The 20279-nt window shown below is 69.7% G+C and carries 22 protein-coding genes; 15 read left to right on the top strand and 7 right to left on the bottom strand.

The window, feature by feature from the left end; translation table 11 throughout:
• The first annotated feature begins 9 nt into the window (after window positions 1-9).
• From Q0967_RS15320 to Q0967_RS15290, 7 genes are all read left to right on the top strand, one after another.
• A complete protein-coding gene (locus Q0967_RS15320; RefSeq protein WP_299450838.1) occupies window positions 10-294 on the top strand; it encodes a hypothetical protein in 285 nt (94 codons plus the stop codon).
• Window positions 291-605, top strand: coding sequence for a hypothetical protein (locus tag Q0967_RS15315; protein ID WP_299450836.1), 315 nt, complete (start codon window positions 291-293; stop codon window positions 603-605). The genes Q0967_RS15320 and Q0967_RS15315 overlap by 4 nt, the downstream gene beginning before the upstream one ends.
• A complete protein-coding gene (locus Q0967_RS15310; protein ID WP_299450833.1) occupies window positions 602-2266 on the top strand; it encodes a TniQ family protein in 1665 nt (554 codons plus the stop codon). The genes Q0967_RS15315 and Q0967_RS15310 overlap by 4 nt, the downstream gene beginning before the upstream one ends.
• A 66-nt stretch (window positions 2267-2332) precedes the next feature.
• Window positions 2333-3202, top strand: coding sequence for an HAD family hydrolase (locus Q0967_RS15305; RefSeq protein ID WP_299450830.1), 870 nt, complete (start codon window positions 2333-2335; stop codon window positions 3200-3202).
• On the top strand, window positions 3199-3843 hold the full coding sequence (locus Q0967_RS15300; protein WP_299450827.1) for a hypothetical protein: 645 nt from the start codon (window positions 3199-3201) through the stop codon (window positions 3841-3843). The genes Q0967_RS15305 and Q0967_RS15300 overlap by 4 nt, the downstream gene beginning before the upstream one ends.
• Before the next feature lie 51 nt (window positions 3844-3894).
• Window positions 3895-4605, top strand: a complete 711-nt coding sequence (locus Q0967_RS15295) for a DUF4433 domain-containing protein (RefSeq protein ID WP_367181624.1) — start codon at window positions 3895-3897, stop codon at window positions 4603-4605.
• 18 nt (window positions 4606-4623) lie between these two features.
• Entirely contained in the window at window positions 4624-5691 is a 1068-nt protein-coding gene (locus Q0967_RS15290) for a macro domain-containing protein (protein ID WP_299450822.1), read from the top strand.
• A 1090-nt stretch (window positions 5692-6781) separates the two neighbouring features.
• Here the strand turns inward: Q0967_RS15290 and merA are convergent.
• On the bottom strand, window positions 6782-8149 hold the full coding sequence (gene merA / locus Q0967_RS15285) for a mercury(II) reductase (RefSeq protein WP_066639538.1): 1368 nt from the start codon (window positions 8147-8149) through the stop codon (window positions 6782-6784).
• Between the two features lie 85 nt (window positions 8150-8234).
• Between merA and Q0967_RS15280 the strand changes: the two genes are divergently transcribed.
• Complete coding sequence (locus tag Q0967_RS15280; RefSeq protein ID WP_066639540.1) at window positions 8235-8660, top strand: heavy metal-responsive transcriptional regulator; 426 nt, start codon at window positions 8235-8237, stop codon at window positions 8658-8660.
• A gap of 262 nt (window positions 8661-8922) precedes the next feature.
• Here the strand turns inward: Q0967_RS15280 and Q0967_RS15275 are convergent, their stop codons facing one another.
• From Q0967_RS15275 to Q0967_RS15260, 4 genes are all read right to left on the bottom strand, one after another.
• Entirely contained in the window at window positions 8923-9522 is a 600-nt protein-coding gene (locus Q0967_RS15275; protein ID WP_066639545.1) for a cadmium resistance transporter, read from the bottom strand.
• Complete coding sequence (locus Q0967_RS15270; protein WP_066639548.1) at window positions 9519-9878, bottom strand: helix-turn-helix transcriptional regulator; 360 nt, start codon at window positions 9876-9878, stop codon at window positions 9519-9521. The genes Q0967_RS15275 and Q0967_RS15270 overlap by 4 nt, the downstream gene beginning before the upstream one ends.
• A 220-nt stretch (window positions 9879-10098) precedes the next feature.
• Window positions 10099-11055, bottom strand: a complete 957-nt coding sequence (locus Q0967_RS15265; RefSeq protein WP_299450814.1) for an arsenic resistance protein — start codon at window positions 11053-11055, stop codon at window positions 10099-10101.
• 8 nt (window positions 11056-11063) lie between these two features.
• Window positions 11064-11309 (bottom strand): hypothetical protein, encoded by a 246-nt coding sequence (locus Q0967_RS15260; protein ID WP_298752106.1) that lies wholly within the window; start codon window positions 11307-11309, stop codon window positions 11064-11066.
• A gap of 92 nt (window positions 11310-11401) precedes the next feature.
• On the opposite strand from Q0967_RS15260, the gene Q0967_RS15255 reads away from it, so the two are divergent.
• Both Q0967_RS15255 and Q0967_RS15250 read left to right on the top strand, forming a co-directional pair.
• Entirely contained in the window at window positions 11402-12004 is a 603-nt protein-coding gene (locus Q0967_RS15255; protein WP_298752108.1) for a GNAT family N-acetyltransferase, read from the top strand.
• Window positions 12001-12873: a hypothetical protein gene (locus Q0967_RS15250; RefSeq protein WP_299450811.1), complete on the top strand. Its 873-nt coding sequence runs from the start codon at window positions 12001-12003 to the stop codon at window positions 12871-12873. Before Q0967_RS15255 ends, Q0967_RS15250 begins: the two co-directional genes overlap by 4 nt.
• 35 nt (window positions 12874-12908) lie before the next feature.
• Here the strand turns inward: Q0967_RS15250 and Q0967_RS15245 are convergent, their stop codons facing one another.
• Window positions 12909-13466, bottom strand: a complete 558-nt coding sequence (locus Q0967_RS15245; protein ID WP_298752112.1) for a helix-turn-helix domain-containing protein — start codon at window positions 13464-13466, stop codon at window positions 12909-12911.
• A gap of 78 nt (window positions 13467-13544) precedes the next feature.
• On the opposite strand from Q0967_RS15245, the gene Q0967_RS15240 reads away from it, so the two are divergent.
• From Q0967_RS15240 to Q0967_RS15220, 5 genes are all read left to right on the top strand, one after another.
• A complete protein-coding gene (locus tag Q0967_RS15240; protein WP_298752115.1) occupies window positions 13545-15170 on the top strand; it encodes an FAD-dependent oxidoreductase in 1626 nt (541 codons plus the stop codon).
• A gap of 134 nt (window positions 15171-15304) precedes the next feature.
• Window positions 15305-16477: an MFS transporter gene (locus Q0967_RS15235; RefSeq protein WP_298752118.1), complete on the top strand. Its 1173-nt coding sequence runs from the start codon at window positions 15305-15307 to the stop codon at window positions 16475-16477.
• A 58-nt stretch (window positions 16478-16535) separates the two neighbouring features.
• The gene (locus Q0967_RS15230; RefSeq protein WP_298752120.1) at window positions 16536-17531 is read left to right on the top strand and encodes a GTP pyrophosphokinase family protein; all 996 of its coding nucleotides are present in this window, start codon (window positions 16536-16538) and stop codon (window positions 17529-17531) included.
• A 26-nt stretch (window positions 17532-17557) separates the two neighbouring features.
• On the top strand, window positions 17558-18595 hold the full coding sequence (locus Q0967_RS15225) for an alcohol dehydrogenase catalytic domain-containing protein (RefSeq protein ID WP_298752122.1): 1038 nt from the start codon (window positions 17558-17560) through the stop codon (window positions 18593-18595).
• Between the two features lie 81 nt (window positions 18596-18676).
• Complete coding sequence (locus Q0967_RS15220) at window positions 18677-19696, top strand: serine hydrolase (protein WP_298752124.1); 1020 nt, start codon at window positions 18677-18679, stop codon at window positions 19694-19696.
• Here Q0967_RS15220 and Q0967_RS15215 read toward each other — a convergent pair.
• A complete protein-coding gene (locus tag Q0967_RS15215; RefSeq protein WP_298752126.1) occupies window positions 19693-20211 on the bottom strand; it encodes a hypothetical protein in 519 nt (172 codons plus the stop codon). The two genes, Q0967_RS15220 and Q0967_RS15215, sit on opposite strands and share 4 nt — an antisense overlap.
• Window positions 20212-20279: the final 68 nt, after the last annotated feature.

Below are 20279 nucleotides of genomic sequence, written 5' to 3'. Positions count from 1 at the left end.
GTCTCGGCGATGGACGCCAGCTACTTCGAAGAGCTGCGCCTCATCGTCGAAAACCTCCTGACCGCCGCCAGCTGCACTTCCGCCCGACCCGAGCAACGGGTGTGGCTGGTGTGGGACTGCCAGGATCCCGTCGCCTGCTACCTGAGCGAGCAGGAGGCTACCGAGGCACGCGCCGACCTGCAGCACCAGCTCCTGTCCGACTACGGCGCGGGCACGGAGCTGCTGGACAGCATCACGGTCAGCGCCGCGACCCTCGAACCCGCCGAGTGCACCGCGACAGGAGTCAGTCGATGAGGGGCATCAGCCGCGAGGTCCTGGCCCGCGACGCCGCCTGGAGCCTGGCGGACGGGAACTGCAAGGGCATGGCCACCCGCTGGGGCCGGTGGGAACGCCACTACCTGACGGCCGAGGCCGTCGACGACCGCACCCGGGCCCTGATCGCACCGGCCGAGGTCTGCGCCGGATGCCCAATCGTCGCCGAGTGCGCCGACCTGGCCGAGCTGTCCGGGTACACAGGGATCGCCGGCGGCCGCGCCTACCGCAACGGCCGCGAAGACACCTACCGCCTCCGCGACCCTCACAAGCCACGACGCAGAACCGCATGACCGCTGCACCCGCACTGCCGATCTCCATAAGCCCCCGCGATGGAGAATCCATCGAGTCCTGGCTTGAGCACCTCGCCGACGCCAACGGCCTGACCACCGCCCAGCTCCTGACCCACCTGCGCAGCCGCGGTGCCAGCACCCGGTACCTGACTCTCGCGCCGGCACCAGGCACGATCCGTGCCCTTGCCGAGCTGGGTCGCACCACCCCGGACACCGTCCGGGACGCCACCCTCGCCAGGTTCGACGGAACCGCCCTCGACCTGACCGGTCTCGACGCCCTTGATCGACACTCTTACCGGCAGGTGGCCTCACGAGGATGGACCCCTGCGCATGGTACTCAGATCTGCCCGCCCTGCCTCGCCCAGACCGGCACCTGGCAGAGCGCCTGGCGTCTAATGATCGTCACCGCCTGCACCCGCCACGGAACCCTGCTCGCCGCCGCCTGCCCCAGCTGCCGGCGGCCTTTCCGCGACCAACGCCACTCCCACCTGCGCCCGGTCGGCGCAGGCACGATTTGCGGGAACCCCCTCGGCGCTGGACCCACCAGCCAGTGCCAGCACGACCTCGCCGCCATCCCTACCACCACGGTCGACGACCCCCTCCTGGTCACACAGGCTCGCATCGACAATGCCCTCAGCGACCGGCCCGTCACGGTCCTCGGAGAACCGGCCGGTGGTGCGGCATACCTGGGTGACCTGAGACACCTGACCACCCTCTTGCTCCACCTGGCCTGCCGACCCGGCGCCGAGCAGCTCGCCGGCTGGGCGAGCGACCTGCTACCCGAGAGCCAGCGACGCACCGGGGATCGAGGACCGCGCTGGGGCATGCGCCCACCCGCTCCACCGGCGCTGCGCGCCGCCGCACTCACCATGGCCGACAGAATCTTGGCCGCAGCGAACCTCGACACCGCCGCGACCGCGCTAACGCCATGGACCGAGCTCACCCCGGCCGCAAACGACGGACCGCTCGGATGGCTGGCCGATCGCACCGTGATGACCCCAACCCTGTCGCGGCTCGTGCTGTCCGCCCGCGCCCCGCACCGCCGCCTGTCCCACCACCTCGACAGCCACCCCCACCGCGGAGCCCGCATGCCGATCAACCTCGTCGCCATCCCCCAGGTCATCCCGCACCAGCAATACGCCGAGCACCTGGTCGGAGCGTTCGACAGTCGCGAGGAAGTGGTGCGCCAGTTCGCTTCCCTCTGCCTGGCCCGGCTCCACCCCGACATCACGTCCTGGGCCGCCGCCGCTCAGGCCCTGGGCATGCCAGGCTCAATGGGCACCCGCTGCGCCCGCGCCTGCTCCGCCACCCGGCTCACCACCACCCAGGAATGGCAGGACCGCATCCGGGCAGCCATCACCGACGTCCGGCCCCGCAACTACCGCGCCACCGAAGCCAAGATCGAGCACCGCCTCCACCTGACCAACCGCTGGTTCCACGAATGGACCCGCCTTCACCGACCCGGCACCCACTACACCAGCGTCAGCTACGCCCTGACCTGGCAATGGGTCCACGTCGCCCACGCCCACCTCGACCTCTCACCTACCTGGCAAGGCACCAGGCCCACCGCCAAGGAACGCGCCCTCTACCGCCAGTTCGAGAACTCACTCAACGACAAGCAACAGTTCGAACTCGCTTACGCCCTCCACAAGCGTGCATGAGACACGCGGTACAGCCCCTTGTCGGTGCCTCCCTCTAGGGTGATGATCATGACGGCGGGACCGCGCATGCTGATCACAGACCTGGACAACACGCTCTGGGACTGGTTCGAGGCGTGGTACCAATCCTTCAGCGCCTTGCTCGATGGGCTCGTCTCCATCACTGGCCTGGACCGGCAGGTACTGGAGGAGCAGATCAAGGCGGTCCACCAGCGACGAGGAACCACGGAGTACTCCAACCTCGTCCGCGAGGTGCCCGCTCTGGTCGAGTTCGCTGGCCCGGACGATCCGTTCGACGTCTTCGACGAGGCGTTGCACGCCCAGAACTCCGCGCGCAAGCGCACCACCAGGCTGTACCCAGGTGTGGGCGAGACGTTCGAAGTGCTTAAGCGTCAGGGAGTACGGGTCGTCGCCTACACCGAATCGGGTGCCTACTGGACGGAGTGGCGTCTCCGAAACACGGGTCTCGACGGCGTCATCGACGTGCTGTACTCCTCGCCCGATCATGACGTAGCCGCGGGCGTCACCCCTGAGGATCTCAGAACAGGGCGGTTCACAGGCACATACGGGTTGCAAGCCACCCAGCACAACCAGCTACCCCTGGGTGTCCTCAAGCCGAACAAGCAAGTGCTCCTGGAGATCCTGACCGAACAGCAATGCGCCCCGGACGAGGTCGCTTACCTCGGCGACAGTCTCATGAAGGACATCGCGATGGCACAAGGTGCAGGAGTCCTGGATGTCCACGCAGCGTACGGCCAGGCCCAGAAGCGACCCGAGTACGACCTCTTGCGGCGAGTCACGCACTGGACCGACGCGGACGTGGCACGCGAAGCGGCCCTCAGCCAAGGAGGTGGCGAGATCGTTCCCGGACTCATCTGCCACCACGAGATCAACGAGATCCTGCCCGTCTTCGGGGCCTCACTGGTGGGTGCGCCTTGACCGGCGAGGACCCCGGCACCTCGATCGATGACGAGGGGAGTGGACCCGCTGGGGAGGGTTCTCCCGAACGTCTAACCCGGGACCAGGAGATCGGCCACTACATCGACATGTGGAAGCAGGCCGTAGCCGTACAGATGCACTTCAACGACATCGAGTGGCGCATCCGCGGACTGGCGCTGACCGTGGCAACGTTCGCCCTGGGCGCAGCCGGCGTAGCCGCCAAGGACGGTACCCGGGTCGGGTGGTTCTCCCTGGGGTCCCTGGTCATCTTGATCGGACTTCTGCTGTGGTACGCCTTCTACTTCGTCGACCGCGTCTGGTACCACCCACTCCTCAAGGCTTCGGTGAAGCACGGCACCCAGATCGAGGACGAGATCAAGCGAACGCTGCCCGAGGCAGGCATGACAGCGTCCATCACAGCAGGCAGCACATACCAGACGCGCGGAGCTGTTCGCTGGCTCAGTCGGCGCAAGGCGATGCACTCCGACGACAAGCTCGTCTGGTTTTACCAGGTCGGAGCCTTCGCCCTGGCACTGGCCGCCATCGCTTTCCAGGTCGGCGCGTTGGCTACGGCGGCTGCGCCCGCCGTCCCGCCAGCTCCGGATTCGACATCGGAACGTGCATCGGCTCCAGGCCCATGACAACACAGGGAGCCCTGGACAGCGTGTCGGCGAACACGGAGTGCCGGGCCTATGCTCCCAGGGTCAGATGCGAGACTCGTGAGGGAGGTGCATTGGGAGATGACTGAACCTCCCGTGTGTTGGTCCCAGGCGGCGCCGGTGTGGCACTTCACGAGGATCGAGCACTTGTCGACCATCATCGATCAGGGCCTGCTCTCAGACGCACGCGCCAAAGACCTAGGCTTGATGACAGTCGAGGTGGGCAACACGGACATCAAGGCCCGGCGAACATGCCGTCAGGTGCCCGTCGAGCCTGGCGGCGTAGTCGCCGACTATGCGCCGTTCTATTTCGCTCCTCGAAGCCCGATGTTGTACGCGATCCATCGGGGCAACGTGTCGACCTACCAGGAGGGCTGCGGCCGGCTGCTCTACCTACAGACCACCATCGAACGGCTCGCGGGGTTGGCTCTCCAGATCGTACTCAGCGACAGGAACGCCGTCCTGGACTACGCGGCCTTCCACGAGCTGGTTCCAGGTAACGCGCCTCCGGAAGACTTCATAGACTGGGAGGTAATGCGTGCACGCTACTGGAACAACACGCCTGATGAGCCGGCGCGTAGGGAACGACGTATGGCCGAATGCCTCGTCCACGGAGGCGTGCCATGGGAGGCGTTCACGGAGGTCGCCGCCAGTTCCAGCCAGGTGGCCCACGAGGCCAGAGCGTTACTGGCCAGGCATGGAATCGCCACCCCAACGACTGTCCGTCCTAACTGGTACTTCTAGGACATGGAAGAGAGTGCGATGATCAAGGAGATCGCAGGCAACCTCCTGCAGGCCGACGCGGACGCCCTGGTGAACACCGTCAACACGGTAGGAGTCATGGGCAAGGGCATCGCTCTGCAGTTCAAGAAGGCCTACCCGGCAATGTTTGTAGACTACACAAGCGCCGTCAAAGCTGGCGACATCGAGTTGGGCAAGGTGCACGTATGGCCAACTGAGCATATGACGGGGCCGCGCTACATTATCAACTTCCCTACCAAGGGCCATTGGAGAGCGAGGTCGCGATTACACGACATCGAGGCAGGTCTAGAAGACTTGGTTCGAGTTGCGAGGGATCTGCAGATTCGATCGATCGCGTTACCGCCGCTGGGCTGCGGTAACGGCGGTCTCGACTGGCGCGATGTCCGACCGCTGATCGTTCAGACGTTCGCCCAAGAGGAAGACGTGGATGTGCTCGTATTCCCGCCTAAGGGAGCGCCTACGGCCAGCCAGATGCCCACGGCGACGACGAGGCCCAAGATGACTGCAGGGCGAGCTGCCCTCGTTGAAATCCTTCGGCGCTACACGCAGCAAGCAATGACACCACCTTCCCTCATCGAGTCACAGAAACTTATGTACTTCCTTCAGGCGGCAGGGGAACCGCTGCGCCTGAACTTCGCCGCCAACCGTTACGGCCCGTACGCGGATAACCTTCGGCATGTCCTGCACATGGTCGAGGGCCACTTCATCCATGGCTACGGGGACGCCAGTGCGCCGGTTCAGGAAGCTGAGCCCTTGACGGTCTTGCCGGGTGCAACCGAGGAAGCAGTCGCAGCGTTGGCGGAACGCGCTGATACTAGGTCGCGGATCGACCGCGTGCTTGACTTGGCTGCGGGATTCGAGTCTGCCTACGGGCTCGAACTGCTTGCGACCGTGCATTGGCTCGCCACCCAGGCTGATCACCAACAAGTATCTGAGGATTACTTGGTGGGGCAGGTCGAAGGCTGGTCTCCCCGCAAGTCGCGGATGTTCACGGCGAACCACGTTCAGTCGGCACTCGCTGCGCTCCGCGACCGCGGGTGGCTCGCCGGCCAGGCAGTCCCGGTCTAGCGGAGTGCTCGTCTCGACTCAACTGGCCGGACAAAGAACATCGCAGTAGCGATGCATCCATCGCAACCCCGCCTAGCCCGAGCCGTTACGACTTTGCACAGCGACAGGAGTTTCTTGTGAAGGAATATTCTACAATTCGGCAGCTTGCCTCAGATACTGGCCTTGTCGTCGATCGGCTGGACAGTAGAGGAGAGAACTTTCCGGTGGAGCGCGACTGGGGAATCTACCGTGGCTCAGGATATGGACTTGCCGGCTCTGACGACAACGGTTGGTTGGTCACGTTCGCAGCCAACAAGATCAGCCCGACAGGTCGAATCGTGGGGGAAGGGTACCTCGTAGCGCACGCGGTCGAGACTTCTCCCGAGAACTCCGCTGGTATTTTTGGAGTGGACCTTGACGAAGAAAGCGAACACACAACGCCCACTTTTGGTGGCCGCTGCCTGCTCCTTGGAGGGCCATGGGATGAAGACGAGAACGACGCACTAAACCAGCAGGCTGCGCAGCAGCCCTGGTTTAAGGCTCGCAGAGGAGGGGCCGCGGCGAATGTCGAGCACTTGGACCAGTGGTTGACCTCCATGGGGCGCGGTGTTACGGAAGATCATGCGTAGGGACCCGGTTCGGCCGACGCAAGTCTCGGGCGCCCCACTCTGCAGACCGCGCGGGATTCGCGCGGCGCCAGTCGCCTGCTTCGTCGGTCTGCGGGCGTGTACCTGCGTGGACCCCTTCGCGCTCACTCACAAAGCGTCCTGACCGTCACCTACCGAAGGCCTGAATCCAGGACGGCGGTCACCGCCAGCGGGCTGCGTACCTTGCGCGACGAGACGCAAGGGAACCGATCGGGCAAGGTTGGGTGCTCGGGATTGTGCAACCTCCGCTGCATCTCGACACAAGTTCGCACAAACGACCGCCGTATGCGGCAATAGGCGGGCGTGATGGACACCATCACTTTACGTTATGGAGGAGTTGGCTGTACGGGCTCAGGGTTACATCGTCCGCGCTCCGGCTCCGGCCGAAGCACGTCGATCCGCGTAGTTCAGCCAGCCGTCGGAATGTGGCGGAACTACTGCACCGACCGTCTCACCGGCTCTCCTCAGGCGCAGCAGCTGGTGGGCATGGTCGAGCGGAATAGACCGGCTGCTATGCGCAGGGCTTCGCTCATCGTGAGGTAGGGCGCCCACGTGTCGGTCAGGTCGTCGACGGTGAGGCCGAACTTGATGGCGTACGTCGCGGCAAGCATGAGCTCCCCGGCACCGTCGAGCGCAGCATGCACCCCCAGGATCTTGCGGGTCTGGGTGTCGATGACGAGCTTGAGGACCCCGCGGGTGTCCTGGTTGACCAGGGCGCGCGGAATGTCCTGCGCGCTCAGGACCCGGCTCTCAGCGTGGTGGCCGAGTTCCAGGGCTCGGGCTTCGGTCAGTCCGGCGCTGGCGAGTTGAGGAGTGGTGAACGTGACTCCGGGCAGGCCGCGGTAGTCCACGGTAGACAGCTCGCCGAGCGCACCGGACGCGGCGACCCGGCCCGTTTGCGCGGCAACGTAGATGTACTGCGGGGCACCGCAGACGTCCCCGGCGGCGAACACCCGCTGGTTGGTCGTGCGCTGGTTCTCATCCACGACGATGAAGCCGCGGGCGTCCGTGCCGATCCCGGCGGCCTCCAGTCCCAGACCGGTGGTGTTGGCGTAGCGGCCGGTGGCGACCAGCAGGCGCTGGCCCTGGACCTGAGCACCGCTGACCGTGGTGACCTTGACCCCTTCGGCGGTGGGTTCCACTTCCCGCCCGTGCTCCTCGACCACCGTGATCCCGTCCTGCGCGAAGACGCTTCGCAGCACGTCAGCGACCTCGGGTTCGGCGTAGGGGGCGATCCGGCCCACGAGGGTGACGTCAACGCCCAGCTGGGCCCATAGCTGAGCCTGCTCCAGACCGACATAGCCCCCACCCAGCACGACCATCGAGACGGGCAGGTCCTGCTGTTCCATCGCGGTGCTCGACGTCAGGTACTCGATCTCGCTCATGCCGGTCAGGTCCGGAATGAGCGGGGCTGCTCCGGTGGCGATCACGTACGACGCCGCGCGCAACATCTGGTCCTCGACCTGCAGCGTGTGCTCGTCCAGAAACCGCGCATGCCCGTAGGTGATGGCAAACTCGTGCGCCTCGGCGACATCGACGTACTTCGCCTGGCGCAGGTGCTCGACCAACCCCTGCTTCTGGTTCATCAGCTCCCCCACCTCGGGGGCATCAGCACTGGTGGGCACACCCTGAAACGGGCTGGTCAGCGCCCGGTGGCGCCGGCCAGCTGCAGCGAGCAAGCTCTTGCTCGGGATGCATCCCACGTTCAGACAGGTACCGCCGAGCGGACCATGCTCGACCAGCAGCACGCTCTTTCCGCGGGAGCGCGCCTCGATCCCGGCGGCCATGGCCGCACCCCCGGTGCCGATGACGATCAAGTCGTACTGGACCATGACTGCTCTCTTCCGGTCGGGACGCAGGGTCGCTTAGACCGTAAGGCTTCCAGTGCACTGGAAGGTCAAGAGCTACGGTGCAGGTATGCGCATCGGAGAGTTGGCCGCGGCAACCGGCGTGAGCACAAAGACCATCCGGTTCTACGAAACGGCCGGCGTGCTACCGGCGCCCGCACGGACCACATCGGGCTACCGGCAGTACGACGCCAGCGCGGCGGACCGGCTCGCATTCATCAGAGCCGCACAGGCAGCGGGACTGACCCTCGCCCAAATCCGAGATGTCATCTCAGCCCGCGACATCAGCGAAGCACCCTGCCACCACGTCGCCACCCTGCTGGCCGACCACGCCGCCGCACTCCAAGCACGGCTCTCTCAACTCAGCGAACTGCTCGAGCATGTGCGCTGGCTCAGCCATCGGGCGACCACGCTGGATCCCGGCCAGTGCCTCCCCCAGCATGTCTGCCACGCCATCCCGACCAGCCAACTGACGGACCGCTCCTCCAGCCGCTGAACACCACATCCGGTATGCCGATCCCGCGACTACTCCACCGCACCCTCCTGCTGCGCGTGACACTGCACACCTTCGGCATCCCTCGGGTACGCCGGCAGCCCCGCGACCCGCTCTGACACACCCTCCGATTCTTCGGTGGCCAGCTGGAGGTTTGGCAGTCTGCCGCTACTGCGCTCCGTCGGCTCTTCCAGGGAACCTCAGGAGTGTTGGGCAAGCGGAGGCCGGGTAACTGGTGCACGGTCGTAAGTCCCGACGGCTCTGGTCAGAGGCCGAAGGCTCCGCCACTGACCAAGATGGCGATGCCCAGTCCGATGAGGACGATGGGGAACAGGATGTGCTCCCACCGCTCAAGGACTTCGGCGATCGGGGGGCGGGTGGCCACGAACTTGGCCAGCATGACAAGGACCGCGACCAGCCCGAGGAAGACGATGCAGTAAGCCACCACGGCCGCCGGTCCCACGCTGAGGAAGACCGGGACGTAGACGCCGATGTTGTCCCCACCGTTGGCGAAGGTGACCCCCGCGACCGTCCAGACGGCGACGTTCTTGCCGGTGACCTTGGCATCGTCACCATCGTCGTCGTTCCCGCGCCAGGCCTCCCATGCGGCCCACAGACCCAAGACCAACGGGATGAGTCCGAAGTACGGGATGACTGCCGAGGGCAGGAACGCGTCCGCGCCCAGGGTGACGAGCACTGCCGCGCCAAGGATGCCCGCGAACCCCAGGTACTGGCCCAGCACGATCCGGGCCGTGGTTCCGGACTGTCCTGCGCCGCGCGCGAAGAACAGCGAGAGCACGATGATGTCGTCGATGTTGGTCGCGATGAACAGGCCGATCGCCTGCAGGACCGAGGACAGGATCATGCGCCAGCCTCGGCGGCGCAACATCTGGCGATCGAGCAAGCCGGATCGAGACACGGGGCGTTCTCGTCCACTGCGAGGGCAACCTCGACCAGCGCGGTCAGCGCCCGCGCCAGGTGCGGATCCGCGATCTCATAGCGTGTGCGGCGGCCTTCGAGCTCGGCGACCACGATGCCGCAGTCTCGCAGGCAGGTCAGATGGTTGGACACGTTCGAGCGCGTCAGGCCAAGGTCGCGCGCCAACTCCGCCGGGTAGGCAGGCCGCTCAAGCAGCACCAGGAGAAGCCGTGACCGGGTGGGATCCGCCAGCGCCCGGCCCAGCCGGTTCATCACATCCAGACGAGAAGCAATGGTCAGCACGCGCTGAACTATACAGCACTGACTGTACCAATAACGGTGACTGCAGCGCCTCCGATGCGTCGCTCCGCTCCGTTGTCAGGGGCCCCAGCCTGGCGCCTCCGCCAATGCGGACCACGTGGGAGGTGAACCACGCGCCCCCCTGGCGTGTGGCCCTACTTTGCGCGGATCGTCGGTTTGAGCGACAGTCGCGCAAGATCGACCCCTCACGATCGTGCAATCTTCACTGCATCTCGACAACCAGGCGGACGAGGACCACCATGGCGACGAGCTCGACCAGCGTCTGGGTCACGACGACCAGCGGGACGACCGCCAACGACGCCGGCAGCGCCAGCGCGAGCGGCAGCACGACCAGGGAGTTGCGGGTGGCGGTGGAGAAGACCACCGCCCGCGTCGACGGCACGTCGAGACGCGCGGCGCGACTCACGGCCATCCCGAGGGCGGCGGCGATGACGACGAAGGCCACGTAGATGGGCACCACCCGGGCGACCTCCGCCGCCTGCGCCCCCAGCCTCGCGACCTGGGAGCCGACCACCAGCGCCAGGGTCGCCATCAGCAGGGGAACCATCGCTGCTGCCATCGTGTCCTCGACCAGACGGCCGGCGCGGTGCCGTGGGGAGAGCGCATGGACGAGGGCGGCCGCCGTCAGCGGGACGACGATGAGCAGGAGGAAGGCCTCCACGAAGGGCGCGACCTCGACGACCGACAGCACCCCGGGTCCGGCGAGCACCACGAGATAGAGCGGCAGCAGCAGGACCTGCAGCACCATGAGCAGCGGGACGGCGGCGAGCAGGCGATCGCGTGCCCCGCCGGCCAGCCCCGTGAAGACGATGACGTAGTCGACGCACGGGGTCAGCAGCACCAGCAGCACGCCCAGCAGCAGGCCGGGGTCGTCCGCCACGAACCGCGACAGTCCCCCGGCGACCAGCGGGACCACGACGAAGTTCGCGACCACCACGCTGCCCAGGAAGCGGGTGTCGCGCAGCGCGTGGCCGACGTCGACGAGGGGCACGCCCAGGAAGGTCGCGAAGAGCAGGGCCATGAGGGCCGGTTCGATGCCCGGCTCCAGCACCGGTCCGAGCTGGGGGCGGGCCATCCCGACGGCGGCGCCGAGGGCGATCGCCGCGAGGAGCAGCGGGACCTGGTGGGCGTCCCACCAGTCGACGACTCGGCGCGGCATGTCGTCCGTCAGCCGCCGGAGCGCTCTTCGACGAGCCCGGCCAACCGGTCGAGGTCCGCGGCCACCGTCTGGCAGTCTCGGTCGAACTCCTCGTCGGTGAGCTCGATCTGGCGCACGGTGAAGACGACCTCGCTGCCGTGCGGGTGAGCCAGGACCCGCAACGGGTTCGTGACGACGGTGCCGGACGGGAGGACCACGTCGTAGACCCGGTCGCGGTCCGCTCTGATCACCCGGCTGATGTGACGGCTCCTCATGCGCAGAGCCTGACACGTGACGGGCCACCGCGACGCAGATCCCCTTGGGCTGACGGACGCGCGGTGTCCGGCATACCCCCTAGGTTGAGGTCATGAGCACCGATACGGGCGACGTCGCCCGGCTGGAGGTCCGAGCCCTCACGCCCGAGACGTGGCAGGCCTTCGACGATCTCGTGCTGCGGCACAACGGCATCTTCGGGGGGTGCTGGTGCACCTACTTCCAGCCCTCGTGCGCCGACCGGCTGCCGGGAGCCGAGGGCAGCAGGAAGATGAAGCGGGAGTATGTCGAGTCCGGGATCGCGCACGCCGCTCTCGTCATGGACGGTGACGAGGCGGTGGCGTGGGCCGAGTTCGGCACCCCGGAGGAGCTGCCCAACATCCACCACCGCAAGCAGTACGACACCGAGAAGGACGCCGACCCCGACCACCGCATCACCTGCGTGTTCGTCGACCGGCGCTACCGCCGCCGCGGCCTGACCGAGGTCGCGATCCGGGGTGCCCTCGACCTGATCGCGCAGGACGGCGGGGGAGTCGTCGAGGCCTACCCGCACGACCTGACGCACCAGACGAAGAAGATGTCGTCCTCGTTCCTCTACAACGGCACCCGGCGGCTCTACGAGCGTCTGGGGTTCACCTACGTGCGCCCCAAGGGCCTGAAGAACTGCGTGATGTCGATCGAGGTGCCCGCCGGATGAGCACCCCTTCCCCGCGCGCCGCACGTGCCCTGGCGCTGGCGGCCACGGTCGCGAAGGACCACGGCCTGCCGGCTGACGACCTGCACGTGCTCCACGACTCGTTCAGCGTCATCGTCCACCTCGCGCCGGCACCGGTCGTCCTGAGGGTGCCGACGCTGACCGTGCTCCCCCTGGCGGAGGACGTCGCCCAGCGACGACGGGAGATCGACGTGTCGGCCTGGCTCGCCGGGCAGGGCTTCCCGGTGGTGACGCCGAGCGACCTGCTCCCACCGGAGGTGCTCGTGGTCGAGGACGTCGCGATCACGGGATGGCACTGGGTGGAGCACCGCAACGAGGGCTTCGACCCGGCCGTCTTCCGCGGGCGCATGCCCCTGGTGGCCGACCTGCACCGCGCCCTGCCCGGGTATCCCGGAGCCCTCGCGGAATGGGTGCCGCTGCACGGGTGCGAGTCGATGCTGGACGGTGTCGAGTCGTCCGAGGTGCTCCCTGCCCAGGACGTCTCACGGGCCCGGCGGGAGCTGGCCGTGGTGCGGGAGCGCTGCTCCGGTCTCGAGGGCCTCGTCCCGACGCACGGCGACGCCCCCTTCTACAACGCACTCGTCACGCCGCAGGGCACGCTCGTGGGAGACCTCGAGCACGTGGGTCTGGCCCCGGTGGAGTGGGACCTCGTCGGCTGCTCCGAGGAGATGGTTGAGGCCTACACCGCAGCAGGCGGGGCGGTCCCGGACCCCGAGCGTCTGCGCATGATGGAGGTCGCCCGCAACGTCCAGCTCGTGGCTGCCCACACCTTCGTCCCGTCGGTGCCCGAGCTCGGGCCGGGGATGGCTCCGCTGGTCGAGGCCTGGCGCGGGTCGCCCGAGCTGGTCTGAGGGGCTGGCGACCGGAGGAGTCGGTAGGTGTCCGGTCACTGGTGGACGTGCGCCCGCTGCCCTTCCCGGTCGAAGATCATGATGAGCTCGGCAGGGCCGTCCACGGCGCGGAGCGCGTGCGGGGTCATCGTGGAGAACTCCGCCGCCTCGCCGGTACCGACCTCGATCTCCCGGTCGCCCAGGAGCAGCCGCACCCGGCCGTCGATGACGACGAACCAGTCGTGGCCGGGGTGGACCCGCTGGTCAGGACTCTTGGCCGTCGGCTCGAGACGCATCTTGATCGCCACGGTCCCTCCGTCCGGGCGGCTGAGCGGCCACGTCGTCTGGCCCCCGGAGCTGTGCGGGGCGGGCCGGATGACGACGTCGTCGTCGCCTGGCCGTTCGAAGAGGGCGTCCAGGCTCACCCCGAGGGCCTGCGCCAACGGCACGAGCACGTCCAGCCCGAGGGTCCGTCGGCCCGTCTCGATGCGGCTGATCGTCGACGGGCTGAGGTGGGTGCGCTCGGCCAGCTCCTCCAGCGAGTAGCCCAGCGTGGTGCGCAGGCTGCGCAGCCGGGTGCGGGCCAGGGTCTCGACGTCGGTGGTCGGGCTCATGGGGCCAGTGTCCCGCAGGCGTTGCGAATTCTGCAAACGGATTCTCTGATAGTGCACGACAGGTCTACCGTGGTCACCATGACGACGCACCACGACTCCCATCAGCACGACCACCGCTCCGGACCCGTCATGGAGCGCCACTGCGATGTCGCCATCATCGGCGCGTCGGCCGCCGGCCTGGCCGCGGCGCTCCAGCTGGCCCGCCAGCGACGGACCGTGATCGCCGTCGACGACGGCACCCCGCGCAACGCCCCGGCGGACCACATGCACGGCTACCTCGGCCGGGAGGGCGCAGCGCCCTCCGAGCTGGTGGCCGTCGGACGCGAGGAGGTGCGCAGCTACGGGGGCGAGGTGCTGACCGGCCGCGTGCTCGCCGTCCACCCCGCGGTCGACGGGCGCTTCCGCGTGGAGCTGAGCGGCGGGCATACCCTCCTGGCCCGACGCGTGCTCGCGGCGAGCGGCATCGTCGACGAGCTCCCCGACATCGAGGGCGTCGCCCAGCGGTGGGGCCAGGACGTCATCCACTGCCCCTTCTGCCACGGCTACGAGGTGCGCGACCAGCGGCTGGTCCAGGTCATCTCCCACGCGATGGGCCTGCACCCCACCGCGGTGCTCCGCCACCTCACCGACCGGCTCACGGTCGTGCTGCACGACGTGACGGGGTGGGACTCCGGCGCCGAGGCGACCGTCACCCGGCTCGAGGCCGCCGGCGTGCCCGTCGTACGGACCGACGTGCGGCGTGTCGTGACCGGGCCGGACGGTGGGGTGACCGGTGTGGAGCTCGTCGACGGGACGGTGGTGGGCGCCGACGCGGTGCTCGTCGGCACGCGGTTCCACGCCCGTCTGGAGGCGCTCGCGCCGCTCGGGATCGAGGCGACCCCGCACCCCACCGGTCTGGGTGAGGTGCTGCAGGTGGACCCGATGACCGGGCAGACCGCCGTCGCCGGGGTGTATGCCGCGGGCAACCTCACCGACCCCTCCCTCCAGGTGCTGCCCTCGGCCGCCCACGGGAGCCGGGTCGGCGCGATGATCGCCTTCAGCCTGGCCGACGAGGACCTGCGCTCGGCGCAGCGCACCTCCGGTGAGGAGGGCGACTGGGACGCCCGCTACGGCACGGGGGAGCGCATGTGGAGCGGCAACCCCAACGGCACCCTCGTCGCCGAGGTCGGGGGTATGCCGCCCGGCCGGGCGCTCGACGTCGGCGCCGGAGAGGGTGGCGACGCGCTGTGGCTGGCCGAGCAGGGCTGGGACCTCACCGCCAGCGACATCTCCGGTGCCGCGCTGGAGCACGTGGGGGCCGAGGCGGGCCGCCGCGGCCTGGAGGTCACCCTGCTGCACCGCGACGCCAACGCACCGGGCGCCTTCGAGTCCGGTGCCTACGACCTCGTCTCGCTGCAGTACGGCTCCTTCCTGCGCACACCCGAGCAGCGTGGGCTGCGGTCCCTGCTGGGTGCCGTCGCCCCCGGGGGGACCCTGCTGGTCGTGGGCCACGACCTGTCCCCGCTGCGGGAGCCGGTCGACCCGGCGGAGCAGACCCGCATGTTCGACCCGGGCGCCTACGTCGGGACCGAGGAGGTCGCCGCGGCCCTCGAGGCGGAGGCGGGATGGCGGGTGGAGGTCTTCGAGATCCGGCCCCGGCCGGCGGGCGCCGCCTCCACCCACCACGTCGACGACGTGGTGCTGCGGGCCGTCCGGGAGGGCTGACGCGACGGTCCGGCGGGTGCCTCGACGCCTGTCAGCACCTCGAGGCCGCGCCCGGTCGGACCTCCAGAGCCGGGCCGCCTGCCGCAGGAGGCGGCCCCGCGCGGACCCCGGCGACGACCGCCTAGGGTCACCCCATGACGGCCGCCTCCCCCCGACGTGCCGTCGCCACGATGGTCGTGGCGATGCTGCTCGGGACCTCGGTGTGGTTCAGCGCCAACAGCGCGGCCGACGGGCTGCGCGTCGAGTGGGGCCTGGACGCGTCCGGGGTCGGTCGGCTCACCCTGGCGGTGCAGCTGGGCTTCGCGCTCGGCACGGTCGGCATGGCGATGTCCGGCCTGGCGGACCGCTTCCGCGCCAGCCGGGTCTTCGCGGTCTCTGCCGTCGTGGCGGCGCTCACCAACGCGGGCTTCGCGCTGCTCGCCACCGGCCCGTTCGAGGGCATGGTCTGGCGCTTCGTCACCGGGATGGCCCTGGCCGGTGTCTACCCCCTGGGGATGAAGATGGTCGTCTCCTGGGACCCCGGCCGGGCCGGCGCGAGCCTGGGCTGGCTGGTGGGCATGCTGACGCTGGGGACGGCGCTCCCGCACGGGATCCGGGCCGTCGGCGTCGGACTGGACTGGACTCAGGTGATGCTCACCTCCTCGGTCCTCGCCCTGGGCGCCGCGGCGCTGGTCCTCGCCCTCGGGGACGGGCCGCACCTTCCCCGGGCAGCGCCGGGTGGTCTGCGCTGGGGGGCGGTGCTGCGCGCCTTCACCGTCCGCGACTACCGTTCCGCGGCGCTCGGCTACTTCGGGCACATGTGGGAGCTGTACGCCTTCTGGACCCTCGTGCCGCTCCTCGTCGCCGACGTCCTCGCACCGACCGACGGGGTAGTCCCGGCGTGGTCCTTCGCCGTCATCGGCGCCGGCGCCCTCGGGTGCGTCGTCGGCGGTCGGCTGTCCGCGACCTGGGGGAGCGCGCGGGTGGCCGTGGTGGCGCTCGCGGCCTCCGGGCTGGTGTGCGCGGCCTACCCGTTGCTCGTCGCAGGACCGGCCCGGCTGGTGCTCGTCGTGCTCCTCCTCTGGGGCGTCGCGGTCATCACCGACTCGCCGCAGTTCTCCGCGCTCAGCGCACGCGCCTGCCCGCAGGACCTGGTCGGCAGCGCCCTGGCCATCCAGAACAGCCTCGGTTTCGCGCTCAGCGCCGGGTCGATCCTGCTCGTCTCCGCCACGTATGCCGGTCTCGGCGCCACTGTCGCGTGGCTGCTGCTGCCCGGCCCCGTCCTGGGGCTGCTGGCGATGGCGCGGGAGCGTCACCGCGCCGGGTGAGGCGGCCGTCTCCGCCCGCGCGTGCCCCGGCGGACGCGCATACGGCAGGCTGGGGTCCGTGGCGAGCAACCAGTCGATCCGGATCCGCAGGGCGGTGACGCGGTATGCCGCGGGGCACGGGGCCCTGCGGGCCGCCACCGACTCCTATGTCGGGCTGGTCACCCAGCTGCTCGACGACGCGGGCATCAACTACCTGGCGGTGACCGGCAGGACGAAGACCGTCGAGTCCTTCGCCGGCAAGGCGGCGCGACGGACGAGCACCGGCCGGCTGGCCTTCCCGAAGCCGCTCACCGACATCACCGACCAGATCGGGGTGCGGGTCGTCACCTACGTGCAGGCCGACGTCGAGGCCGTCGCCCAGCTGCTGGACGCCCAGCTGGAGGTCCGCGACGACCGGGACATGGGCCAGGAGACCGCGGCCGAGGGCCGGTTCGGCTACGCCAGCCGACACCTCCTGGTGGCCGTCGACGACGAGCGTGCCCGTGCGGCCGGCATCCCCGTGGGCCGGCCGGCCTCCGTGCAGATCCGCACGGTGCTGCAGCACGCGTGGGCCGAGTTCGAGCACGACGTCCGCTACAAGGGGTCGGTGCCGGAGGAGCACGCGCACGACTTCGACCGCCGTTTCACCCTGGCGGCCGGGCTGCTCGAGCTCGCGGACCAGCAGTTCACCGCGATCCGGGACCGCCACCGGCAGGAGCTGGCCTCCCCGGCCGACGCCCCGGACGACGACCCCCGGATCGGGGCGACCGACCTCGCCGCGTTCCTCGCCGGCCAGTTCGCCGACGCCGGGTGGTCGCGCACCGACCACTACGCCTGGATCAGCGGCCTGCTGCTGGAGCTCGGCGTCACCTCGCTGGCCGAGCTGAGGGAGGTCCTGCGCGGGGTGGACGACGCGGTGATCGACGCCCGGATGGGGTACCGCTACCCCCCTGGCGCGGTGCGCCGGCTGGACGACTCGCTGCTGTCGGTCTACGGCGAGCGCTACGTCGCGCTGCACGGCAACGCCCACCGCCAGGAGCTCCTCACGGCCCGGCTGGCGCGGCTGCACCCCTAGTCGCGACGGGCTGGCAGACTCGCCGGATGCGCGCCATGGTCCTGCCCGCCGCCCGGTCCACGCCCCGGGTGCAGCACATCCCCGAGCCGGTCGCCCCGCCGGACGGCGTGGTCGTGCAGGTGCACGCGACCGGGCTGTGCCGCAGCGACTGGCACGCCTGGGCCGGCCACGACGACATCGCCTTCCCGCACGTCCCCGGCCACGAGCTCGCCGGCGTCGTCACCGCGGTCGGCGCGCAGGTGCGCCGGTGGCGTGCGGGCGACCGGGTGACGGTGCCCTTCGTCTGCGGGTGCGGCCGGTGCCAGTGGTGCCGCTCGGGCCAGGCGCAGGTCTGCCCGGACCAGCAGCAGCCCGGCTTCACCCACCACGGGTCGTTCGCCGAGCTGGTGGCCCTCCACGCGGCCGACACCAACCTCGTCGCCGTGCCGCCCAGCATCGAGCTCACCACGGCGGCGAGCCTGGGGTGCCGGTTCGCCACGGCATACCGAGCCGTCGTCGACCGGGCCCGGGTGGCGCCGCAGGAGTGGGTGAGCGTCGTCGGCGCCGGTGGCGTCGGGCTCAGCGTCGCGATGATCGCCCGGGCGGTGGGGGCACGCGTGGTCGCGGTCGACCGCAACCCGCAGGCCCTGGCGGTCGCCGCCGGGCTGGGGGTCGAGCACACCGTCCTCGCCGACGGCGGCGACGTGCCCGCGGCGATCCACGACCTGACCGGCGGGGGCAGCCACGTGGCTGTGGACGCCGTCGGCAGCGAGCAGACGTGCAGCGACGCGCTCCTGGGTCTGCGCCGCCGGGGTCGCCACGTCCAGGTGGGACTGCTGCCCGGGGTGGTCGGCCACCCCCGGGTACCCCTGGAGCGGGTCATCGGGTGGGAGCTGGACCTGCTGGGCAGCCACGGCATGCCGGCCGTCGACTACCCGGCGATGCTCGCCCTCATCGAGCGGGGCTCGCTGGCGCCCGAGCGGCTCGTCGAACGCGTCGTCGGGCTGGAGGAGGCGGCCGAGCTGCTGCCGGTCTTCGACCGTGCCGTGGTCGCCGGGATGACCCTCATCGACCCGAGCCGCTGACAAACCCGTCGACAGCCGGCGGGGACCCGGTCATCCTGGGACCGTCGCGCACCGGCGCGGCATGCCAGGAGGACAGCTGCGATGACCACCACGCCCAGCCTCGACGATGCGGCGCTCGCGGAGGCCGCCGAGGAGGACGGCTTCAGCGGCCTCATCAGCCTCGACGTCCCCGGGCAGGACCCGACGACCCGCGCCTACGGGTATGCCGAGCGCGCGTTCGAGGTGCCGCACACCCGGTCCACGCGGTACGCCCTCGCCAGCGGCGGCAAGACCTTCACCGCTCTCGCGGTGCTGCGGCTGGTCGAGCAGGGCCGACTCCGCCTCGACGAGCCGGTGCGCGGGGTCCTGGGTGGGGACCTGCCGCTCGTGGACGACGCGGTGACGCCCCTGCATCTACTGACCCACACCTCCGGGATCGGTGACTACCTGGACGAGTCGGCCGGGTGGGAGGTCGACGACTACGTCCTGCCCGTGCCCGTCCACACCCTCGTCGACACCGAGGCCTTCCTGCCCGTGCTCGAGGGCTACCCGCAGGTGTTCGCGCCCGGGGAGCGCTTCGCCTACTGCAACGGCGGTTACGTGGTGCTGGCGCTCGTCGTGCAGCGCCTGAGCGGCCAGGGCTTCCAGCGGTTCGTCGAGGAGGAGGTCTGCGGGCGGGCCGGGCTGCGCAGCACCGGCTTCCTGCGCGGTGACGAGCTGCCCGCGGACGCGGCCCGGGGTTACCTCGACGCCACCGGTCTGCGCACCAACGTCCTGCACCTGCCCGTCCTCGGGAACGGCGACGGGGGCATCTTCAGCACCGCGTCGGACCTGCACGACTTCTGGGGCGCGCTGCTCCAGGGGCGCATCGTGGGTCCCCAGCTGCTCGAGCTGCTCACCACGCCGCGGCACGACGTCCCCGACGAGGGCCTGCGGCACGCCGCAGGTCTCTGGCTGCACGCCACGGAACCCCTGCTGGTTATGGAGGGCTGTGACGCCGGGGTGTCCTTCCGGTCCACCCACGACCCCGCGACGGGCGCGACCCTGAGCGTGCTCGGTAACACCTCCACCGGGGCCTGGCCCGTCATCGGTGAGCTCGCCGACCTGCTCGTCGCGGGCTAGCCGTCCTGCGGCGGGTCGCTGAGCCGGGCGACCAGGACCTCCAGGCCCCGGCGCGCGGCCTGCTCGGCCAGGCGTACGCGCTCGAGCATCTGCTGAGCCGCGCCGAGGTCCCGGGTCGCACGCCGCTCCGCCTCCCGGCAGGCCTCCACGCCCTCCTCGCGCTCCCTCTCGTCCGCGACGCGGTCGTCCTCGTAGCGCTGCACCTCGGCCGCGGCCAGGTCGACCGCCCGGTCGACCAGGAAGCGGTAGGACGTCCGCAGCTTCTTCTCGGTGGTCTTGCGCGCCAGACCGTCGACCTCCTCCTCCACGCCCTGGCGCATGAAGGGCAAGGGGTCGGAGGTGTAGGCCGCCTGGGCCGCCGCCTGCTCGGCGGCCACCCGCCTCTCCTGGGCGTCGGCCAGCGCCCGCTCGGCCTCGCGCACCGCGGCGGTCGCCGCCTCGAGGTGCGGCCCGAGGCGCGAGTCCAGCGCATAGGTCAGCTGCTCACGCTCGCCTGGGTCGAGCCCGTCCGCCATGGCTGCGCCTCCTCCGTGTCCGGTGGCCCTACCCTCTCATCCGGGCGAGCTCCTCAGGAGGGGCGTGG

Origin of the sequence: uncultured Serinicoccus sp. (assembly GCF_947500995.1) — a bacterium.
Classification (GTDB): Bacteria; Actinomycetota; Actinomycetes; order Actinomycetales; family Dermatophilaceae; genus Ornithinicoccus.
The sequence above is the reverse complement of the archived record's forward strand: the minus strand, read 5'-3'. Positions and strand labels throughout refer to the sequence as shown.

Excerpts from the sequence above, each read along its gene's own strand:
- Q0967_RS15320 (WP_299450838.1), top strand. The coding sequence starts at position 10 with ATGGACGCCAGCTACTTCGAAGAGCTGCGCCTCATCGTCGAAAACCTC.
- Q0967_RS15315 (WP_299450836.1), top strand. The coding sequence starts at position 291 with ATGAGGGGCATCAGCCGCGAGGTCCTGGCCCGCGACGCCGCCTGGAGC.
- Q0967_RS15310 (WP_299450833.1), top strand. The coding sequence starts at position 602 with ATGACCGCTGCACCCGCACTGCCGATCTCCATAAGCCCCCGCGATGGA.
- Q0967_RS15305 (WP_299450830.1), top strand. The coding sequence starts at position 2,333 with ATGCTGATCACAGACCTGGACAACACGCTCTGGGACTGGTTCGAGGCG.
- Q0967_RS15295 (WP_367181624.1), top strand. The coding sequence starts at position 3,895 with ATGCTCCCAGGGTCAGATGCGAGACTCGTGAGGGAGGTGCATTGGGAG.
- Q0967_RS15290 (WP_299450822.1), top strand. The coding sequence starts at position 4,624 with ATGATCAAGGAGATCGCAGGCAACCTCCTGCAGGCCGACGCGGACGCC.
- merA (WP_066639538.1), bottom strand. The coding sequence starts at position 8,149 with ATGGTCCAGTACGACTTGATCGTCATCGGCACCGGGGGTGCGGCCATG.
- Q0967_RS15280 (WP_066639540.1), top strand. The coding sequence starts at position 8,235 with ATGCGCATCGGAGAGTTGGCCGCGGCAACCGGCGTGAGCACAAAGACC.
- Q0967_RS15275 (WP_066639545.1), bottom strand. The coding sequence starts at position 9,522 with ATGATCCTGTCCTCGGTCCTGCAGGCGATCGGCCTGTTCATCGCGACC.
- Q0967_RS15265 (WP_299450814.1), bottom strand. The coding sequence starts at position 11,055 with ATGCCGCGCCGAGTCGTCGACTGGTGGGACGCCCACCAGGTCCCGCTG.
- Q0967_RS15260 (WP_298752106.1), bottom strand. The coding sequence starts at position 11,309 with ATGAGGAGCCGTCACATCAGCCGGGTGATCAGAGCGGACCGCGACCGG.
- Q0967_RS15255 (WP_298752108.1), top strand. The coding sequence starts at position 11,402 with ATGAGCACCGATACGGGCGACGTCGCCCGGCTGGAGGTCCGAGCCCTC.
- Q0967_RS15250 (WP_299450811.1), top strand. The coding sequence starts at position 12,001 with ATGAGCACCCCTTCCCCGCGCGCCGCACGTGCCCTGGCGCTGGCGGCC.
- Q0967_RS15245 (WP_298752112.1), bottom strand. The coding sequence starts at position 13,466 with ATGAGCCCGACCACCGACGTCGAGACCCTGGCCCGCACCCGGCTGCGC.
- Q0967_RS15240 (WP_298752115.1), top strand. The coding sequence starts at position 13,545 with ATGACGACGCACCACGACTCCCATCAGCACGACCACCGCTCCGGACCC.
- Q0967_RS15235 (WP_298752118.1), top strand. The coding sequence starts at position 15,305 with ATGACGGCCGCCTCCCCCCGACGTGCCGTCGCCACGATGGTCGTGGCG.
- Q0967_RS15225 (WP_298752122.1), top strand. The coding sequence starts at position 17,558 with ATGCGCGCCATGGTCCTGCCCGCCGCCCGGTCCACGCCCCGGGTGCAG.
- Q0967_RS15220 (WP_298752124.1), top strand. The coding sequence starts at position 18,677 with ATGACCACCACGCCCAGCCTCGACGATGCGGCGCTCGCGGAGGCCGCC.
- Q0967_RS15215 (WP_298752126.1), bottom strand. The coding sequence starts at position 20,211 with ATGGCGGACGGGCTCGACCCAGGCGAGCGTGAGCAGCTGACCTATGCG.